We start from the raw sequence: 16,965 nt of genomic DNA, 5'->3' as shown, positions 1-16,965 counted from the left end.
ATCCAAAGGTTAAAAAAACTATCTCAATTGAACATAACAGCTTGATAAAAAATTAACCGGAAAATACAAAATGATTGCAAACATATCCTCAGATAGTACGACAGTATTTATGCATAAGCCAAATATATTGTCGATTTCAAAGCTGAAAATCGAATATTTGCAGAGCTGGTGTTGTTTTCTGTACATTTACATCACCAGAAACATTAACTAATAAATATTGTTAACAGCAATAACCATTGAAAAGTGTTAAATACACTTAATACCGGTGATCTAATCATACCGATGAATGATTATTGATTTTGCAAGACTGTATGGGTAGTACACTTATGCTCAGGCTGCCGTATAATCACTTCTTTCCCTGTTGGATGTGAAAGAAATAACGCATGTGGTTTAAGCAATTAAGTATTTATCCGCTAAATAAAGAAAATTTGCCAGAGCTGGAAACACTGGTAGACAAGCTGGCCGAAGCTGAATTCAAACCCTGTATGGGATTGGACTGGGACAGTATTGGCTTTGCCAGCCCGGTATCGTTTAGTCCGGAAATGGTATTTCCGGCGCAAAATACCTGGCGCATTGCGCTGAAAAAAGAAGAAAAGGTATTACCGGCAGCGGTAGTGCGCGATATTCTGGAAGAAAAAATCAATGAAATCCGTGAAGCCGAAGGCCGCAATGTTGGTCGCAAAGAAAAGATGGAGCTGAAAGAAACCATCACCGATGACTTGCTACCACGTGCATTTACCAAAAGCGGCAAGACAGAAGCAATCATTGATACCCAGCGCGGATTATTATTGATTAATCAGGCCAATGCCAATCGGGCAGAAATGCTGCTTACCAAATTGCGTGATGCACTTGGCGGGCTGGAAGCAAAATTACCGCGCACCCAGCAGTCGCCGGGAAGCCTGATGACCGAATGGCTGTTAAATGGTGCGGCTGCCGGCCATTTTGAGCTGGATAGTGATTGTGAACTTAAAGGCCTGGGCGATGCAGCACCGGTAGTGCGTATCAGCCATCAGGATTTAACTGCTGAGGAAGTAGTAAATCTGGTGAAAAACGGCAAGGTTGTGACCCAGTTGGGGCTGTGCTGGCAGGATAGAGTGCGCTTCGTGCTGACGCAGGATTTTACCCTGAAGCGTATTCAGTTTCTGGATGTGATTCAGGAAGAAGCAGCCGGACAGGGCGATGATATGCAGAGCATCACCTTTGCCTCGCAGATTCTGATGGCTGAAGCATTAGGTGATCTGCTGGCTGAGCTAGTTCATCATCTGGGTGGCTGGTTACCCGAATAATGGCATAAGCTGGCGTAAATTGCCGCAATTTGCCTGCAACGGCGACATAGGCTTCGGTATAATGCGCTAAATTTATCAAGGGTATTGTCATGAGTATTAAATCAGACAAATGGATACGCCGCATGAGCGAAGAGCACGGCATGATTGAACCGTTTGAGCCGAATCAGATTAAACAGGTAAACGGTGAAAAAATCATTTCCTATGGCACTTCCAGCTACGGCTATGATATCCGCTGCGCACGCGAATTTAAAATTTTTACCAACATCAACAGCACCATTGTTGACCCGAAAAATTTTGATACACGCAATTTTGTCACTGTTGAAGACGATTATTGCATTATTCCACCAAACTCTTTTGCTTTGGCACGTACCGTGGAATATTTCCGTATTCCGCGTAATGTTCTAACGGTGTGCTTGGGTAAATCAACCTATGCACGCTGCGGTATTATTGTGAATGTTACCCCGTTTGAACCCGAATGGGAGGGTTATGTGACACTGGAATTTTCCAACACCACACCGCTGCCAGCAAAAATCTATGCCAACGAAGGTGTAGCACAAGTACTGTTTTTTGAAAGTGACGAAGAATGCGCCACTTCCTATAAAGACCGTGCTGGCAAATATATGGGGCAAACCGGCGTTACTTTACCGAAAGCCTGATAACTATCATCATAAAAGGACGCAGCAGCGTCCTTTTTCTTTGGCCAATTAACGTTTAAAAGCAAAATACACCGCACCAAGTATAAAGCCAAAGCTCATAAGATAATTAAAACGAAATTCATCTTTCAGATAAAGAATAGCAAACAGAGTAAACACCACCAGCGTGACTACTTCCTGAATAATTTTTAGTTGAAACGGCTTGATACCCCAATGCGCGCCCAGATGATTGGCCGGCACAGCCAGACAATATTCAAACAGAGCAATTCCCCAGCTAATCAGAATAATCTGCCAGAGCGGAAAACTGTAGTTACTGGGTTTAATGTGCCAGTACCACGCAATAGTCATCACCAGATTGGAAGCAGTGAGCAAGCCGATAACGATTAAGTAGGGCATATTAATATCAACAATACAATTAAACAGATACCTTCAGTTGTAGCTGACCTGAACAGAAATGTCTAGCATTCTGGCTTACAGCAATCAATATTTTGTACAAGGATAAATATATGAATACATTGATAATTAAATCTGGTATCAATGCTTAAATAATGATTAACTATAAATAGTTTTGTAGTGATATACGCTTACCAAAATATAGATTTTTTTATATTTACTAAACAGCTTTTATTGAGCACGCAATGATATTAATACATATACCTAAACTACTGGGTACAGCATAGACTGCTGCTTAAAGTTTCGAGCCAGTTTACCTGCTATCTTTCAACAGCACCCTATTTATAATTTCCTGATGCTTTAATCATACCCGATATATTTTATTTATTTAAAACAGAAAACTGTTAATAAATAATAATGGCAAAGAACTAGATTAGTAATTATAATTATAAAACATTTACAGTCATAGCTTGCAAAAATTAATCAATTCAGTTGTTTAGTATTTCAATAGGAGATATTAATGAACGTTGATTTAGGTGAAATCACCTGCTTATGAATGTGTTTAATTTGCTATAAATATTACTTAATTACAAACAGCTACAAAGAATTTACTATTAGCTGCGTAGTCTCAGGGCTAAGAGTATATGGCTAATTAGTTATTTATGCCATTTACTCGTTGTGTTTTAAAAATATTCAAAAATCAGTTTTACCATCAATTCAGTGACGCCAGATTAACTGTATCTCAACAGCTTGCAGCACTGTCGGCACTGAATTTTGCCAGTTTAATTAAAGATTAATCACTTTATTACAGGCAGTGTTAACAAAAAACCACACTCATCAGTCAACATTTTAAATTATCAAAATAGGTATAAAAATGAACAAAAACCGCTACAAAGTTATCTACAACAAACACCGTGGCCAAATGGTAGCCGTTGCCGAAAACACCACCAGTGCCGGCAAAACCAGTGCCGACCGCACGAGCAGCGGCAGCAACATCATCATCAGCCTGTTGGCCAAATTACCCATTTTAACCGGTTCCATCCTGCTCGGACTGGGCTTATGCGTATTGGTAAATAACAATGTCATAGCAGCCGAAATTCATGCCGACCCATCCGCCCCTAAAAACCAGCAGCCGACCATCCTGCCAAGTGCTAATGGCACCCCGCAGATCAACATCCGCACCCCGAGCAAACGCGGCGTATCTATCAACCAATACCGGCAGATGGACGTCGACCAGAAAGGTGCCATCCTCAACAACAGCCGCAAAAGCACCCAAACCCGTCAGGCTGGCTGGATACAGGGCAACCCGTGGTTAGCGTCTGGCGAAGCTCGCATCATCGTCAACCAGATTAACAGCAGCAACCCAAGTCAGCTTAACGGCTACATCGAAGTAGCCGGACGGCGTGCCGAAGTCATCATGGCCAATCCGGCCGGCATCAACATCAACGGTGGCGGCTTTATCAATGCTGCCGGCGTCACCTTAACTACTGGCAAACCTCAAATCAGCGACGGTCAAATCAACGGCATCCAAATCAATCAGGGCAACATCAGCATCAACGGCAAAGGCCTTGACAGCAGAGACAGCGACTACACCCACATCCTCAGCAAAGCAGCGCAAATCAACGCCGGCATCTGGGCTAATAACCTCAACATTATCAGCGGCAGCAATCATATTGATGCCGAAACTCAGCACATCACCCCCACCCAAAGCAACAGCGACACCAAGCCCGGCATCGCCATTGATACCGGCAAACTGGGCGGCATGTATGCCGGTAAAATCGTCCTGATCAGCAACGACAAAGGCGTTGGTATCAATAACGCTGGCCAAATTTTTGCCGGTGCTGGCAGTGTCACCATCAGCGCCGATGGCCATCTGAGCAACAGCGGCAGCATCATCGCAGCCGATAAAAGCACCAATGCAGCCGACAAAGCAGCCACCACCATTAAAACCAACAGCATCAATAACAGTGGCACCCTTTCCAGCCAGGGCAAACTGCAACTACAGAGCCAGCAACTGAGCAACAGCGGCCTGCTAACCAGCGCCGACGAAGTGCATATCCGCAACCAAAACAGCCTGAGCAACCGTGGCGAAATCAACGGCGGCCGCCTTGACATCATCAGCGGCAGCATCCACAACCAGAATGGTAAAATCATCCAGAGCGGACAACAAGGATTAAATCTGGAACTGGATCGGCTCAACAACCAAAAAAACAGCCTGATTGGCTATGCGCCACAACCAACCGTACCAGAACAAAACCCGGCGCAGCCAGATAAACCAGCGCAGCCGCCAGTGGAAGCAGACAAGCAGAGCAAAGCGCCGAGCATCGCCGAAGGTGCCGGCCAGACCATAGCAGCGCCCACACCCACCAACAAAACATTCAGCGCCGGGCAAATCATCAGCCATAACGACATTGATAACCAAAACGGCCAGATCATTGCCAACGGCGGCATCGACCTGACTACTCATAATGGCCTGAGCAATCAGGGCACCCTGAATCTCAACAAACTGCAAGTCAGCGGCGAACTGCTAGACAACCATCAAGGCACCCTGAATACCAAACAGGCTGATATCCACACCACCCGGCTGGACAACCGCGCAGGACAGATCAGCAGCAGCGGCCAGCTACAAATCCACAGCAGCCAGCTAGACAACCGCCAAGGCCGCATCCAGTCAGCCGAGCGCATGGCTATCGACAGTGCCGAACTGAACAACAGCGATCATGGCCTTATCGCCGCGCAGCAACAACTGCAAATCCACAGCAACCAGCTGGACAACCGCCAGGGCCGTATCCAGTCAGCCGAGCGCATGGCTATCGACAGTGCCGGACTGAACAACAGCGATCATGGCCTTATCGCCGCGCAGCAACAACTGCAAATCCACAGCAGCCAGCTAGACAACCGCCAAGGACGCATCCAATCAGCCGAGCGCATCGCCATCGACAGTGCTCAAGTGAACAACAGCGACCAAGGCACCATTGCCGCGCAGCAACAACTGCAAATCCACAGCAACCAGCTAGACAATAGCAACAGCGGCCAGTTGTGGAGTGGTGGCCAGAGCGAAGTACAAACCGGCAGCCTGAACAACAGCAGCGGCGCCATCGACAGCGATAGCCTGCAACTAACTAGCGACGAGCTCAACAACCAACACGGCGCCATCCGCAGTGCGGGCAAACAGCAACTTAGCGTGCGCAACCAACTACAGAACCAGAACGGCCAAATCGGCAGCAACAGCGACCTCAACATAACCGCCGGTGATATAGATAACAGCCAGGGTAAAATCAGCGCCGGCAAACAGGCCGAGCTGCACACCCGCGCACTCAATAACCAGCAGGGCAGCATCGATGCCGATAGCATCGACCTAACAACCGATAGCCTGAACAACAATGCCGGAGCCATCCGCAGCAACCAGCACCTGAGTGCGCAGATCAGCCAACACATCAACAACCTTCAAGGGCAAATCAGCAGTGCTGGCGAACTACAACTCAACAGCAACACCCTAGACAACAGCGCCCAAGGCAAAATCATTGCCGGCAAACAAGCCAGCATCCATAACCACAGCCTCAACAACCAGCAAGGCAGCATTGATGCCGATAGCATTCAGCTACACACAGATACAATCAATAACCACAGCGGTGCCATCCGCGCCAACCAACAACTGACGGCGCAGATTAACCAGCAGCTAGACAACCGGCAGGGACAAATCAGCAGCGCCAAAGACGTCCAGATTCACGACCAGAACCAACAAAGCCTGAGCATCGACAACAGCGATAACGGCAAAATACTGGCTGGCAACGACTTGACCATCCAAAGCAAACAGCTCAACAACCCAGGCAGCATCGGTGCCGGCCGTCACGCCACCATCCAGCTGCATGATAACTTCAACGTCGATGCCGACATCAAAGCTGGCGGACGCCTGCAACTGAGCAGCCAGGGCAATATCAGCAACAACCATACCCTTAGCGGTGGCGACAGCGTAATCCTTAACGCCGCCAATATCGACAACCAGGCTAGTGGCATCATCCAGAGTAACAACAATACCGAACTACAGGCACAAGACAGCATCACTAACCGTGGCCTGATCAACAGTAACGGCACCACCCTGGTACAGTCTGGCAACAGCATCAACAACATCGGCAGCGGGCGCATCTATGGCAACCATGTTGCCATCGGCACCCATAACCTAATCAACCAGGAAGAAACCATCGGCAGCGAAACCAAAGCCGCGGTTATTGCTGCGCGTGAGCGGCTGGACATCGGTGCTGCCAACATCATCAACAAAGAACATGCCCTCCTGTCGAGCGGAGGTGATATCGCCATTGGCGGTGCCTTAAACGAACAGCATCAGGCCACAGGCATGGCTGATAGCCTGATTAATGGTAGCGCGCGCATCGAAGCGCAGCGCGATGGCAACATCGCCGTCAAAGAATTACACAACCTCAATAACCACTTCAAAGTAGAAGAATACCTAGAGAGTGACAAAGGAGTAAAACAATATCAAGAAAAAGGTAACCCCGAAATCTGGGAACATGGCGTAGACGGCAATTTTAAAAGAGAAAGAAAAAAACTTAGCTTCACCTTCAACGACGGCAGCAAAAAAGTCTGGGAAAAATACTCAGCCAGCAACGTACACTGGTGGGATTTCAACCGCAAAATCTACAAACAAAAAGTCACCGAAACCGACCCGGGTGAAATCATCATCGGCGGAGATTTAACCATCAGCGGCGATCACTGGCTCAATCACAACAGCCGCATCCTCGTAGGAGGCACACTTAAAGGTGCAGAAAACCTGAATCTTGAAAACCGCGAAACCAAAGGGCAGCAGCGGATTGAAGAGCATGGTGAGCAGGGAGGATATAAATACAAAAATCCCAAACTATCCAAAGGTAAAATAAAAACCACTGGTGAAACTTCATATGATCGCACCATCATCACCAGCCACGAATTCGATACCCCGGCCAGCACCATCCAGCAACACGTAACTACTGGTAGTAATCAGGGCGTAGCCAGCGCAGCCAATCCAACCGGCCATGAAGTTGGTAACATAAATAGCAACAACCAAACCAATACCAGCAACAACAACATTGCCCAACAGCAGCAACAAATCAAAACCCTGACTGATATCAACACCAACACCAATGCCAACGCCAGACTGCCCAACAACAGCCTGTACCATATCAACCCCAATAATAACGGCTATCTGGTAGAAACCGATCCCGCCTTTACCAACAAGCACAAATGGCTGGGCAGCGACTACATGCTCAGTGCTCTCGGCCAGGACCCGAGCAAAATGCAGAAACGGCTGGGCGACGGCTATTACGAACAATACCTGATTAACGAACAAATCGCCAACCTGACCGGCTATCGCCGTCTGGAGGGCTATCAGAACAACGAAGAACAATACAAAGCCCTGATGAATGCCGGCATCACCTATGCGCAACAGTATAAGCTGACCCCCGGCATCGCCCTGAGCGCCGAACAGATGGCGCAACTGACCAGCGACATCGTCTGGCTGGTTAACCAGACCGTCACCCTGGCCGATGGCAGCCAGCAAACCGTCCTCGTGCCCAAAGTTTACCTGATTGCCCGCGCCAGCGACGTCAACAGTGCCGGCAGCCTGATCAGCGCGCGCAACATCAACCTGCAAAACAGCGGCAACATAGACAACCAAGGTACCTTGGCAGCGCAGAACATCGTCAACCTTGGCGCCCAGAACATCAACAACAGCGGCACCCTCAGCGCCAACAAAATGGCTCTTAAAGCCGATAACAGCATCAACTTCAACGGTGGCGTAGCCATCGCCCAAAACCTGCTCAGCCTCAAAGCCGACCAAATTAACCTCACCACCACCACCGCCAGCTATGGCGACAACCGCAATGGTGGTACCGTTATCGACCGCAGCGCCGGCCTGTACGTAACTGGCGCCAAAGACAGCATCCTCAGCGTATCCGGCACCCATGGCATCAACACCCACGGCGCCGACATCATCAATACCGGCGCCAACGGCATCACCCAGCTTAGCGCCAGTGACGGAAGCATCAACCTCGGTACCGTCACCACCGCCACCCATATGACAGCAGGTGAGCGCAGCGACAAAAACCACTGGATAAACCACTATCAAAGCGAAGTAGGCACCAACATCACCGCAGTAGGGGACATCAACCTACTGGCCGGTGACCAACTGAACATCCGTCAGAGCGACATCGACAGTTACAACGGCAGCGTCAACCTGTATGGCAAAAACGGCGTCAACATCAGCGAAGGGCGGCAACAAACCGAGCTGGATCATTCCACCTACGACAAATCCAGCGGCTTCCTGTCCAAAAAAACCACACTGGATCAGTATCAGGCCAACTATGACGAAGCCGTAAGCAGCAACATTACCGGTGCCAGAGTCAACATCCGCAGCGATAAAGACATCAACGTGCGCGGCAGCAACATCATCTCCGACAACGGCACCACCCTGCTTGCCGGTCATGATGTCAACATCAGCGCAGCCGAAAACCACTACACCGACCGCCAGTACCACAAAGAAACCAAATCCGGCCTTATGGGTAGCGGCGGCATCGGCTTTAGCATCGGCAGCCAGAAAGAAAGCGACGACACCACCAACACATCCCATATCCATAGTGGCAGCAGCATCGGCAGCCTCAGCGGCAACACCAACATCATTGCCGGCAACCACTACAGCCAGAGCGGCAGCAGCGTGTCCTCACCCAAAGGCGATGTTAACGTCATCGCCAAACAAATCGACATCAGCGCAGCTGAGGACCAGCACAAACGCGACAACATCCATACCTTTGAAAAGAGTGGCCTCACCGTTGCCGTCAACGTGCCTATTGTCAGCGCCATTCAAGATGCCAATACTGCCATCAAACGCGTAGGCAAAAGCAAAAACGACCGCGTCAACGCCATGGCCGCCTTTAACGCCGGCATGGATAGCTACAAAGCCGGTCAGGCCATAGCCGATGCTGGTAAAAATCCTCAATCTGCTGCTCAAAACGTTAGCGTTAGCATCACTGTTGGCCAACAAAAAAGCCGCAGCGAAAGCCATAGCGTAGACAACGTCGCCTCAGCCAGCAACATCCATGCCGGCGGACAAGTTAACCTGCTGGCCACCGGCGCCGGCCAAGATTCCAACATCAACATCATCGGTTCCGACGTTAGTGGTAACCAAGGCACCCACTTACAGGCAGATAACCAAATCAACCTGCTGGCTGCCGAACAAAGCCACAGCGAGCGCAGCAAAAACAAATCCAGCGGCTGGAATGCCGGCGTAGCCATCAACTACGGCTCCGGTGGCGCCTCCTTCGGCGTTACCGCAGGAGCCAACCGCGGCAAAGGCCATGCTAACGGCGACGAAACCAGCTACCGCAACAGCCATATCGGCAGCCTCAGTGGCAACACCAGCCTGATTAGCGGTGGTGCCACCAACATCAAAGGCGCTCAGGTAACCGGCAAAGGTGTCAGCATTGATGCAGCCGAACTAAACATTGAAAGCCTGCAAGACACAGCCAAATACGACAGCAAACAGCAGAGCATCGGCGGCCAGATAACCGTAGGCTATGGCGTATCCGGCACAGCCAACTACAACAAAAGCAAAATCAAAGCCGATTATGCCGGCGTCACCGAACAGAGCGGCATCATTGCCGGCGACAACGGCTACCAGATCAAAGTCAAAGGCAATACCGACCTCAAGGGCGCCATCATCACCTCAACCCAGGCAGCCGAAGCGGCGGGTAAAAACCAGCTTATTACTGGTAGTCTCACCAGCAGCGATATCAAAAACCACAGTGACTACAAAGGCAGCAGCATCGGCATCGGAGCCAGCGGAAACTATGGCGGCGGCTGGACAGGACAGAGCAAAGACGGCGTAAACAAATCACTGGGCTTTGGACACGACAGCGGCCATGACAGCAGCACCACCCACAGCGGCATCAACACCAACAACATTATCATCACCGATGAAACCGCCCAGCAGCAGAAAACCGGCAAAAACGCCGCCCAAACCATCGCCGGTATCCATACCGACATCACCAGCGACAACTATGCCGACAAAGCCGGCTATCTGGCCAACAACTTTGACAAAGACAAAGTACAGGAAGAGCTGGATTTACAGCGCGAAGTGAGTCAGGAATTTGACCAAAACCGGCAGGAACTGAAAAAAGAACTACTACAACAGGCGCGCAAAAAATACGAAGAAGCTGAAGAAGAGCGGAGAAAAAATGGCGGCCTCAGAACCGAAAAAAGCATCGAATTAGAAAAAGAAGGGCGCAGAATGGAACAGAATATAGCCTATCTGGATACCGCCCTCGGCATATTATGGGCAGGTGATATTGGTACCGCAGCATTAGAAACTGCTGCGTTGCATGCCGACTATGCCAAAAACGCAGCCAAACACATAACGGCCGGAAAAGTTTACAAAATCACCTGCTCAGGTGCCGCGGCTCAATACCAGTGTAAAGACATCAATAACGTTAACGATGCCATAGCAGCCGGTGAACAAAGTAAATTAACTAAAGAAGAAAATAAAAATGCCCCATTTGAAGGAACCGCAATCCAGATTTATGATTACGGCGAAATCATGGATGGCAAATCAATATTGATTTCTAATCCGGGCATCTACAACAACGAAGATGCCGCATTCAGAAATGCCATCAAACAAAACCCCGAAGCAGCGGCCAAAGGCAACCTCTATGTCGTGGTCAACAACCCCACCGTAGAAGTTATCCCCGGCTTAGGCGAAGTCGGCTTTTATGCATTCTACGACAAACTCAACGAATGGCTCGGAGGCAGACTGCCATTAACCAATGCAGAAAAAACTAATGCTGCATTGAGATTACTGGCCAAGCAGACTGGCACAGAAATCATGGGAAATAACCACAGTCGTGGCTCAATGACCGATAAAGTCAGCACCGCTTACCTGCAGAATAAAAAGGACGAAATCGGTACCCCCATCGTAAAAAACAAATATGTCGGTCCGGCAGCACACATAAGAGGCGAATATGAAATGCTCCAGAAAAATGGTTATATCGATGCAGATGGCATCAACAGCACCTTATTCCTAGGCAACAACAATACCGACTTTGTTGGCGGAATAGTCGGTTTTAACCCAGTAACCGCCGGAAAATGTGTCGGCAACCCCTTGGGCTCATGTTACAGCCACAGCAGTTATAATGGTGACTACTATCTTAACGAGTATTTGCAGGATCTAGATGGTAACGAATATATTGATAAAAACACCGGTAAACCGATTCCAAATCCAGAATTTGATAAAATTAGAGATACCGTAGTCAAACCCAAAAAGGATGAAAACGGACGAAATATCAATCCAACCGTCGCTCAGGCAGTGGTCATCGATGCAGATGGGTATATCAATCTGGTTGATAGACAAGGTAAGATGACCACCTTAGATAAATGGACACATAGACCAATTAGAACCACCCAGATACCGATACATGAAGTTAATGGCAAACGTTATTTTAATTTTGAAGGAAAGAGATATCATGCAGATCCACCGCGCTAAACCAAAATTCCTGCTTCTAACCGTCTTAAGTATACTATTAACCGGCTGCAGTATATCCGATTGGTATAATGGCTATTATGTGGAAAGAGCAGCTATTATAAAAGGGCAGAAAGATCGTGCAGCTTACTACGATGCTGAATCCCCAGAAATGAAGGAACTGAGGAAAAAAAATCAAGCATATTGCTCTGATCTGGCCTCAAGGCCGGAAAATCGGATTGCAAAAATAGGTTATGAAAATGGGGTTTTTAATGAACCAATGTATTCTGTATGTATGGAAAAAGGCGGAACCCCCACTTTTGGTACTTATGAATCAAGGCAAGATGAAAAACAGCGAGCTGAGCGAAGAGCGCGCGGAGAAATAGTACCAGAGTTTCAGTAAAGCACGTGTGATAGTGGCATCTTTTTTATTTTATAAAGAAAGAGATATCATGCAGATCCACCGCGCTAAACCAAAATTACTAATAGTAACCAGCCTTACCCTAGCACTAAATGCCTGTAGCATATCTGACTGGTATAATGGCTATTATGTGGAAAGGGCCTCTATTATAAAAGAACAAAAAAGAAGTGCAGCTTACTATGATGCTGAATCACCGCAAATGAAAGCATTGAGAAAGCAAAATGATACCTATTGCACAGAATTAGCATCCAAACCAGAGAATCGGGAACCAAGGGCTGGTTATCCGAATGGGGTATTTAATGAACCTATGTATGAAACATGCATGAGAGAACGAGGCACACCAACATATGACGATTATTCCTCAATGCAAGCCGAAAAACGGCGTGCCGAGCGCAGAGCGCGAGGAGAGATAGTACCTGGGGGCTAGTAAAAATAAGTTTAGTGGCTGGTTAGTAGTATTGGGTAGCATATTAAAACCACCCAGATACCGATACATGAAATCCATGGCAAACGTTATTTTAATTTTGAAGGAAAGAGATATCATGCAGATCCACCACGCTAAACTAAAATTACTGCTTCTAACCGGCTTAAGTATACTATTAACCGGATGCAGTATATCCGATTGGTATAATGGCTATTATGTGGAAAGAGCAGCTATTATAAAAGGGCAGAAAGATAGTGTAGCTTACTACGATGCTGAATCACCAGAAATGAAGGAACTGAGGAAAAAAAATGATGCTTATTGTACGGAATTAGCCTCAAGGCCGGAAAATCGGGTTGTGGAGATAGGTTATGAAAACCGAGTTTTTAATGAACCAATGTATACAGGTTGTATGGAAAGACGAGGGACTCCTACTTTTGGTACTTATGAGGCAAGGCAAGAGGAAAAACGCCGCGCTGAGCGAAGAGCGCGCGGAGAAATAATACCTGAGTATTGGTAAAGCGCGTGTGATAGTAGCATCATTTTTTATCTTATAAATAAAGAGATATCATGCAGATCCACCGCGCTAAACCAAAATTACTAATAGTAACCAGCCTTACCCTAGCATTAAATGCCTGTAGCATATCCGACTGGTATAATGGCTATTATGCAGAGAGAGCTGCCATTATAAAGGATCAAAAAGACAGTCATGCTTATTATGAGGCTGAATCACCGCAAATGAAAGCATTGAGAAAGCAAAATGATGCCTATTGCACAGAGTTAGCATCCAAACCAGAGAATCGGGAGTCAAGGACTGGTTATCCGAATGGGGTATTTAATGAAGGAATGTATAACAGATGCATGGAAGAACGAGGCACACCACCATATGGAATTTATGCCTCAATGCAAGCCGAAAAACGGCGCGCAGAGCGCAGAGCGCGAGGAGAGATAGTACCTGAAAATCAGTAAAAATAAGTTTAGTGGCTGGTTAGAGTATTGGGTAGCATATTAAAACCACCCAGATACCGATACATGAAATCCATGGCAAACGTTATTTTAACTTTGAAGGAAAGAGATATCATGCAGATCCACCGCGCTAAGACAAGATTACTGCTTCTAACAGGCTTCATCCTGCTATTAACTGGCTGTAGCATATCCGACTGGTATAATGGCTATTATGTGGAAAGAGCCTCTATTATAAAAGAACAAAAAAGAAGTGCAGCTTACTACGATGCTGAATCACCAGAAATAAAGGAACTGAGGAAAAAAAATGATGTATATTGTAGGGAGTTAGCCTCGAAGCCGGAAAATCGGGTTGCAAGGAAAGGTTATGAAAATGGAGTTTTTAATTCAGCAATGTATGATGGATGTATGGAAAAACGCGGAACCCCTACTTTTAATACTTATGAATCAAGGCAAGCGGAAAAACGGCGAGAAGAAAGAAGAGCGCTCGGAGAAATAGTTCCTGAGTTTCGATAACATCTGGTACAAATCATAATCTAAATCGCGATAATCCCTCTTTACCGGTTTTAGTGCCACCTTCAAGACCAAGGCAAGGAGTGAAATAAAATGAGACGCAGCATTAATATTTTATTAATAGGTATTTTTTGTATTGGACTATCTGGCTGTTATGAATCTGTAGTCCGGTTTTGGAATAATGATGGTTGGGAACCCCCTCCAGCTAAAAAAAAAGCTAGAGAAGAATGCTTTGAAGAACTTGAATCCATTAAAGAACCAAAAGCATATATTGGGTCTAAAGAAATGCAGGATTGGTTAAATAAAGTATATGGTCCTGCTGAAAGAGAATGCATGAAAAGAAAAGGGTTTTAGATTCAAGCAGAGATTTTAATGCTTTGGTTTTGTAGTCGAACTTCCCGAGTGTTTTTACCCAACTACTACACCATAACATCTGGTACAAATCATAATCAAAATCGCAATAATCCGTCTTAATCGGTTTTAGTGCTACCTTCAAGACCAAGGCAAGGAGTGAGGTAAAATGAAACGTAAAATTAATATTTTATTAATAGGTGTTTTTTGTGTTGGACTATCTGGATGTTATGAATCTGTAGTCCGTTTTTGGAATGGTCCCGGTTGGGATTTTTCGTCTAAAGCAGAAAAAAAAGCTAGAGAAGAATGCTTTGAAGAATTGCGTTCACTTCCGCGACCTAAAAATGAATATATTGGATCAAAAGAAATGCAGGATTGGTTAAGTCAGGTATATGATCCTGCTGAAAGAGAATGCATGAAAAGAAAAGGATTTTAGATTCAAGCAGAGACTATACTGCTTGGGTTTTGTAGTCGAAACCCACTAGTGTTTTACACAACCGCTACACCATAACATCTGGTACAAATCATAATCTAAATCGCGATAACCCCTCTTTACCGGTTTTAGTCAAACCCTCAAGAGCAAGGCAATGAGTGAGGTAAAATGAAACGTAAAATTAATATTTTATTAATAAGTATTTTTTGTGTTGGACTATCTGGATGTTATGAGAAGGGAGTTCGATTCTGGAATGGAGGGCCTTATATATCGAAAGCTGAACATAAAGCTCATGAAGAATGTTTTAAAGAACTTGAATCTATTAAAGAACCAAAAGCATATATTGGATCTAAAGAAATGCAGGATTGGTTAAATAAAGTATATGGTCCTGCTGAAAGAGAATGCATGAAAAGAAAAGGGTTTTAGATTCAAGCAGAGATTTTAATGCTTTGGTTTTGTAGTCGAACTTCCCGAGTGTTTTTACCCAACTACTACACCATAACATCTGGTACAAATCATAATCTAAATTGCAATAATCCTTCTTTACCGGTTTTAGTCAAACCCTCAAGAGCAAGGCAAGGAGTGAGGTAAAATGAAACGTAAAATTAATATTTTATTAATAGGTATTTTTTGTGTTGGACTATCCGGCTGTTATGAATCTGTAGTACGTTTTTGGAATGGAGGACCTCATATGTCTAGGGCTGAGAGTGAGGCCTATGATGAATGCTTTGAAGAATTGCGTTCACTTCCGCGACCTAAGAATGAATATATTGGATCTAAAGAAATGCAGGATTGGTTAAGTCAGGTATATGATCCTGCTGAAAGAGAATGCATGAAAAGAAAAGGATTTTAGATTCAAGCAGAGACTATACTGCTTGGGTTTTGTAGTCGAACTTCCCGAGTGTTTTTACCCAACTACTACACCATAACATCTGGTACAAATCATAATCAAAATCGCAATAATCCTTCTTTACCGGTTTTAGTCAAACCCTCAAGACCAAGGCAAGGAGTGAGGTAAAATGAAACGTAAAATTAATATTTTATTAATAGGTATTTTTTGTGTTGGACTATCCGGCTGTTATGAATCAGTAGTCCGTTTTTGGAATGGACCAGGTTGGGATACGTGGTCGAAAGAAAAAAATAAAGCTTATTCCGAGTGCTTTGAGGAACTTGAATCTATTCCTGAACCTCAAAATAAAAGTCCTGGTTCAAAAGAAATGCAGGATTGGTTAAGTCAGGTATATGATCCCGCTAATAGAGAATGCATGAAAAGAAAAGGGTTTTAGATTCAAGCAAAGATTTTAACCAGGTATAAGGAAAGAAAATGATGGAAAACAAGATGAAATTTTTAGCGATGGCAAGTTTTATCGCATTATGTGGATGCGGTACCAATATCCCTGCTTACCAGAAACAACTGGAAGCCAATGGGTATACCAGCAGCAAAGTAATAGTTTATCCCGCTAACGAGAAATACGCACAAATTCCAGCTCAATATCTTGTAGATGAACGCGGACGTTATATAGATGAAAATGGTAATCTTACTGATCACCCCGTGGAAAATCCTTACTATCGAGATTATATGAAGCATCACAGATAACGTTTTGAACATAACGGCCTCAGAACCGAAAAAAGCATCTGTAACTACCCCCCTGAAATAGTACAGTCCCACATTATGTGTGTATTAACAATGAGGTATTTACAGTATTTCAAAAAAGTATTAGATTTATATCTTGTTAATAATTTGGCACAAGCAGGAGAGTAACCGAGGAATAGCTAATGATTTGTAATACTGAAAGACCTTATGAAGCACTAAACAATAAACACGTTGAAACCGGCTGCGTAATTTTCTACGTCAGTTTTGTACTAAGTTTTGGGGTATTTACAGGTTTGTAAATACCCCAAAACTTAGTACAAAACTGACGTAGAAAATCATGCTGCTTGTTTTAGTGTTTTATACTCAATCGGCGTCATATTATTTAGTGCTTCATGAGGTCTTTCGGTGTTATAAATGGTTAGCCATTCTTCGGTTACC

The 16,965-nt window shown here is 45.6% G+C and carries 16 protein-coding genes; 14 read left to right on the top strand and 2 right to left on the bottom strand.

All coding sequences use genetic code 11. The features are described 5' to 3' along the window. The first annotated feature begins 383 nt into the window (after positions 1 to 383). Entirely contained in the window at positions 384 to 1,286 is a 903-nt protein-coding gene (locus tag GYX26_RS09795; protein WP_100090445.1) for a recombination-associated protein RdgC, read from the top strand. An 89-nt stretch (positions 1,287 to 1,375) separates the two neighbouring features. Beyond that, positions 1,376 to 1,942, top strand: coding sequence for a dCTP deaminase (gene dcd / locus GYX26_RS09790; RefSeq protein ID WP_100090444.1), 567 nt, complete (start codon positions 1,376 to 1,378; stop codon positions 1,940 to 1,942). 48 nt (positions 1,943 to 1,990) lie between these two features. Here dcd and GYX26_RS09785 read toward each other — a convergent pair whose 3' ends face one another. Continuing rightward, positions 1,991 to 2,335, bottom strand: a complete 345-nt coding sequence (locus GYX26_RS09785) for a DMT family protein (protein ID WP_174829104.1) — start codon at positions 2,333 to 2,335, stop codon at positions 1,991 to 1,993. A gap of 871 nt (positions 2,336 to 3,206) precedes the next feature. Here GYX26_RS09785 and GYX26_RS09780 point away from each other — a divergent pair. The 12 genes from GYX26_RS09780 to GYX26_RS09725 all read left to right on the top strand — a co-directional run bounded on the left by GYX26_RS09780 (position 3,207) and on the right by GYX26_RS09725 (position 16,530). Next, positions 3,207 to 11,855, top strand: a complete 8,649-nt coding sequence (locus GYX26_RS09780; protein ID WP_174829103.1) for a hemagglutinin repeat-containing protein — start codon at positions 3,207 to 3,209, stop codon at positions 11,853 to 11,855. After that, positions 11,836 to 12,234, top strand: a complete 399-nt coding sequence (locus tag GYX26_RS09775) for a hypothetical protein (RefSeq protein WP_174829102.1) — start codon at positions 11,836 to 11,838, stop codon at positions 12,232 to 12,234. The genes GYX26_RS09780 and GYX26_RS09775 overlap by 20 nt, the downstream gene beginning before the upstream one ends. Before the next feature lie 217 nt (positions 12,235 to 12,451). After that, the gene (locus GYX26_RS09770) at positions 12,452 to 12,679 is read left to right on the top strand and encodes a hypothetical protein (RefSeq protein WP_174829101.1); all 228 of its coding nucleotides are present in this window, start codon (positions 12,452 to 12,454) and stop codon (positions 12,677 to 12,679) included. 76 nt (positions 12,680 to 12,755) lie between these two features. Beyond that, entirely contained in the window at positions 12,756 to 13,193 is a 438-nt protein-coding gene (locus tag GYX26_RS09765; RefSeq protein ID WP_174829100.1) for a hypothetical protein, read from the top strand. 50 nt (positions 13,194 to 13,243) lie between these two features. Next, a complete protein-coding gene (locus GYX26_RS09760) occupies positions 13,244 to 13,642 on the top strand; it encodes a hypothetical protein (protein ID WP_174829099.1) in 399 nt (132 codons plus the stop codon). Positions 13,643 to 13,714: 72 nt separating this feature from the next. After that, positions 13,715 to 14,152, top strand: a complete 438-nt coding sequence (locus GYX26_RS09755) for a hypothetical protein (RefSeq protein WP_174829098.1) — start codon at positions 13,715 to 13,717, stop codon at positions 14,150 to 14,152. 90 nt (positions 14,153 to 14,242) lie between these two features. Then, positions 14,243 to 14,503 (top strand): hypothetical protein, encoded by a 261-nt coding sequence (locus tag GYX26_RS09750; protein ID WP_174829097.1) that lies wholly within the window; start codon positions 14,243 to 14,245, stop codon positions 14,501 to 14,503. A 166-nt stretch (positions 14,504 to 14,669) separates the two neighbouring features. Next, the gene (locus GYX26_RS09745) at positions 14,670 to 14,936 is read left to right on the top strand and encodes a hypothetical protein (RefSeq protein WP_174829096.1); all 267 of its coding nucleotides are present in this window, start codon (positions 14,670 to 14,672) and stop codon (positions 14,934 to 14,936) included. 165 nt (positions 14,937 to 15,101) lie between these two features. After that, entirely contained in the window at positions 15,102 to 15,359 is a 258-nt protein-coding gene (locus GYX26_RS09740; RefSeq protein ID WP_174829095.1) for a hypothetical protein, read from the top strand. Positions 15,360 to 15,525: 166 nt separating this feature from the next. After that, the gene (locus tag GYX26_RS09735; protein WP_174829094.1) at positions 15,526 to 15,786 is read left to right on the top strand and encodes a hypothetical protein; all 261 of its coding nucleotides are present in this window, start codon (positions 15,526 to 15,528) and stop codon (positions 15,784 to 15,786) included. A gap of 166 nt (positions 15,787 to 15,952) precedes the next feature. Beyond that, positions 15,953 to 16,219, top strand: coding sequence for a hypothetical protein (locus GYX26_RS09730; protein WP_174829093.1), 267 nt, complete (start codon positions 15,953 to 15,955; stop codon positions 16,217 to 16,219). A gap of 38 nt (positions 16,220 to 16,257) precedes the next feature. Beyond that, positions 16,258 to 16,530, top strand: coding sequence for a hypothetical protein (locus tag GYX26_RS09725; protein WP_174829092.1), 273 nt, complete (start codon positions 16,258 to 16,260; stop codon positions 16,528 to 16,530). Between the two features lie 332 nt (positions 16,531 to 16,862). On the opposite strand, the gene GYX26_RS11720 is transcribed toward GYX26_RS09725, so the two are convergent. Continuing rightward, positions 16,863 to 16,965 (bottom strand): integrase core domain-containing protein (locus GYX26_RS11720; RefSeq protein ID WP_174829091.1); only part of this gene is annotated, 103 nt, incomplete at its 5' end.

Origin of the sequence: Snodgrassella sp. ESL0253 (genome assembly GCF_013344965.1) — a bacterium.
In the GTDB taxonomy this organism is placed as follows: Bacteria; Pseudomonadota; Gammaproteobacteria; order Burkholderiales; family Neisseriaceae; genus Snodgrassella; species Snodgrassella alvi_B.
The sequence above is the reverse complement of the archived record's forward strand: the minus strand, read 5'-3'. Positions and strand labels throughout refer to the sequence as shown.

Bases quoted from the DNA above. Each gene is read 5' to 3' on its own strand.
- GYX26_RS09795 (WP_100090445.1), top strand. From the start codon at position 384: ATGTGGTTTAAGCAATTAAGTATTTATCCGCTAAATAAAGAAAATTTG.
- dcd (WP_100090444.1), top strand. From the start codon at position 1,376: ATGAGTATTAAATCAGACAAATGGATACGCCGCATGAGCGAAGAGCAC.
- GYX26_RS09785 (WP_174829104.1), bottom strand. From the start codon at position 2,335: ATGCCCTACTTAATCGTTATCGGCTTGCTCACTGCTTCCAATCTGGTG.
- GYX26_RS09780 (WP_174829103.1), top strand. From the start codon at position 3,207: ATGAACAAAAACCGCTACAAAGTTATCTACAACAAACACCGTGGCCAA.
- GYX26_RS09775 (WP_174829102.1), top strand. From the start codon at position 11,836: ATGCAGATCCACCGCGCTAAACCAAAATTCCTGCTTCTAACCGTCTTA.
- GYX26_RS09770 (WP_174829101.1), top strand. From the start codon at position 12,452: ATGAAAGCATTGAGAAAGCAAAATGATACCTATTGCACAGAATTAGCA.
- GYX26_RS09765 (WP_174829100.1), top strand. From the start codon at position 12,756: ATGGCAAACGTTATTTTAATTTTGAAGGAAAGAGATATCATGCAGATC.
- GYX26_RS09760 (WP_174829099.1), top strand. From the start codon at position 13,244: ATGCAGATCCACCGCGCTAAACCAAAATTACTAATAGTAACCAGCCTT.
- GYX26_RS09755 (WP_174829098.1), top strand. From the start codon at position 13,715: ATGGCAAACGTTATTTTAACTTTGAAGGAAAGAGATATCATGCAGATC.
- GYX26_RS09750 (WP_174829097.1), top strand. From the start codon at position 14,243: ATGAGACGCAGCATTAATATTTTATTAATAGGTATTTTTTGTATTGGA.
- GYX26_RS09745 (WP_174829096.1), top strand. From the start codon at position 14,670: ATGAAACGTAAAATTAATATTTTATTAATAGGTGTTTTTTGTGTTGGA.
- GYX26_RS09740 (WP_174829095.1), top strand. From the start codon at position 15,102: ATGAAACGTAAAATTAATATTTTATTAATAAGTATTTTTTGTGTTGGA.
- GYX26_RS09735 (WP_174829094.1), top strand. From the start codon at position 15,526: ATGAAACGTAAAATTAATATTTTATTAATAGGTATTTTTTGTGTTGGA.
- GYX26_RS09730 (WP_174829093.1), top strand. From the start codon at position 15,953: ATGAAACGTAAAATTAATATTTTATTAATAGGTATTTTTTGTGTTGGA.
- GYX26_RS09725 (WP_174829092.1), top strand. From the start codon at position 16,258: ATGATGGAAAACAAGATGAAATTTTTAGCGATGGCAAGTTTTATCGCA.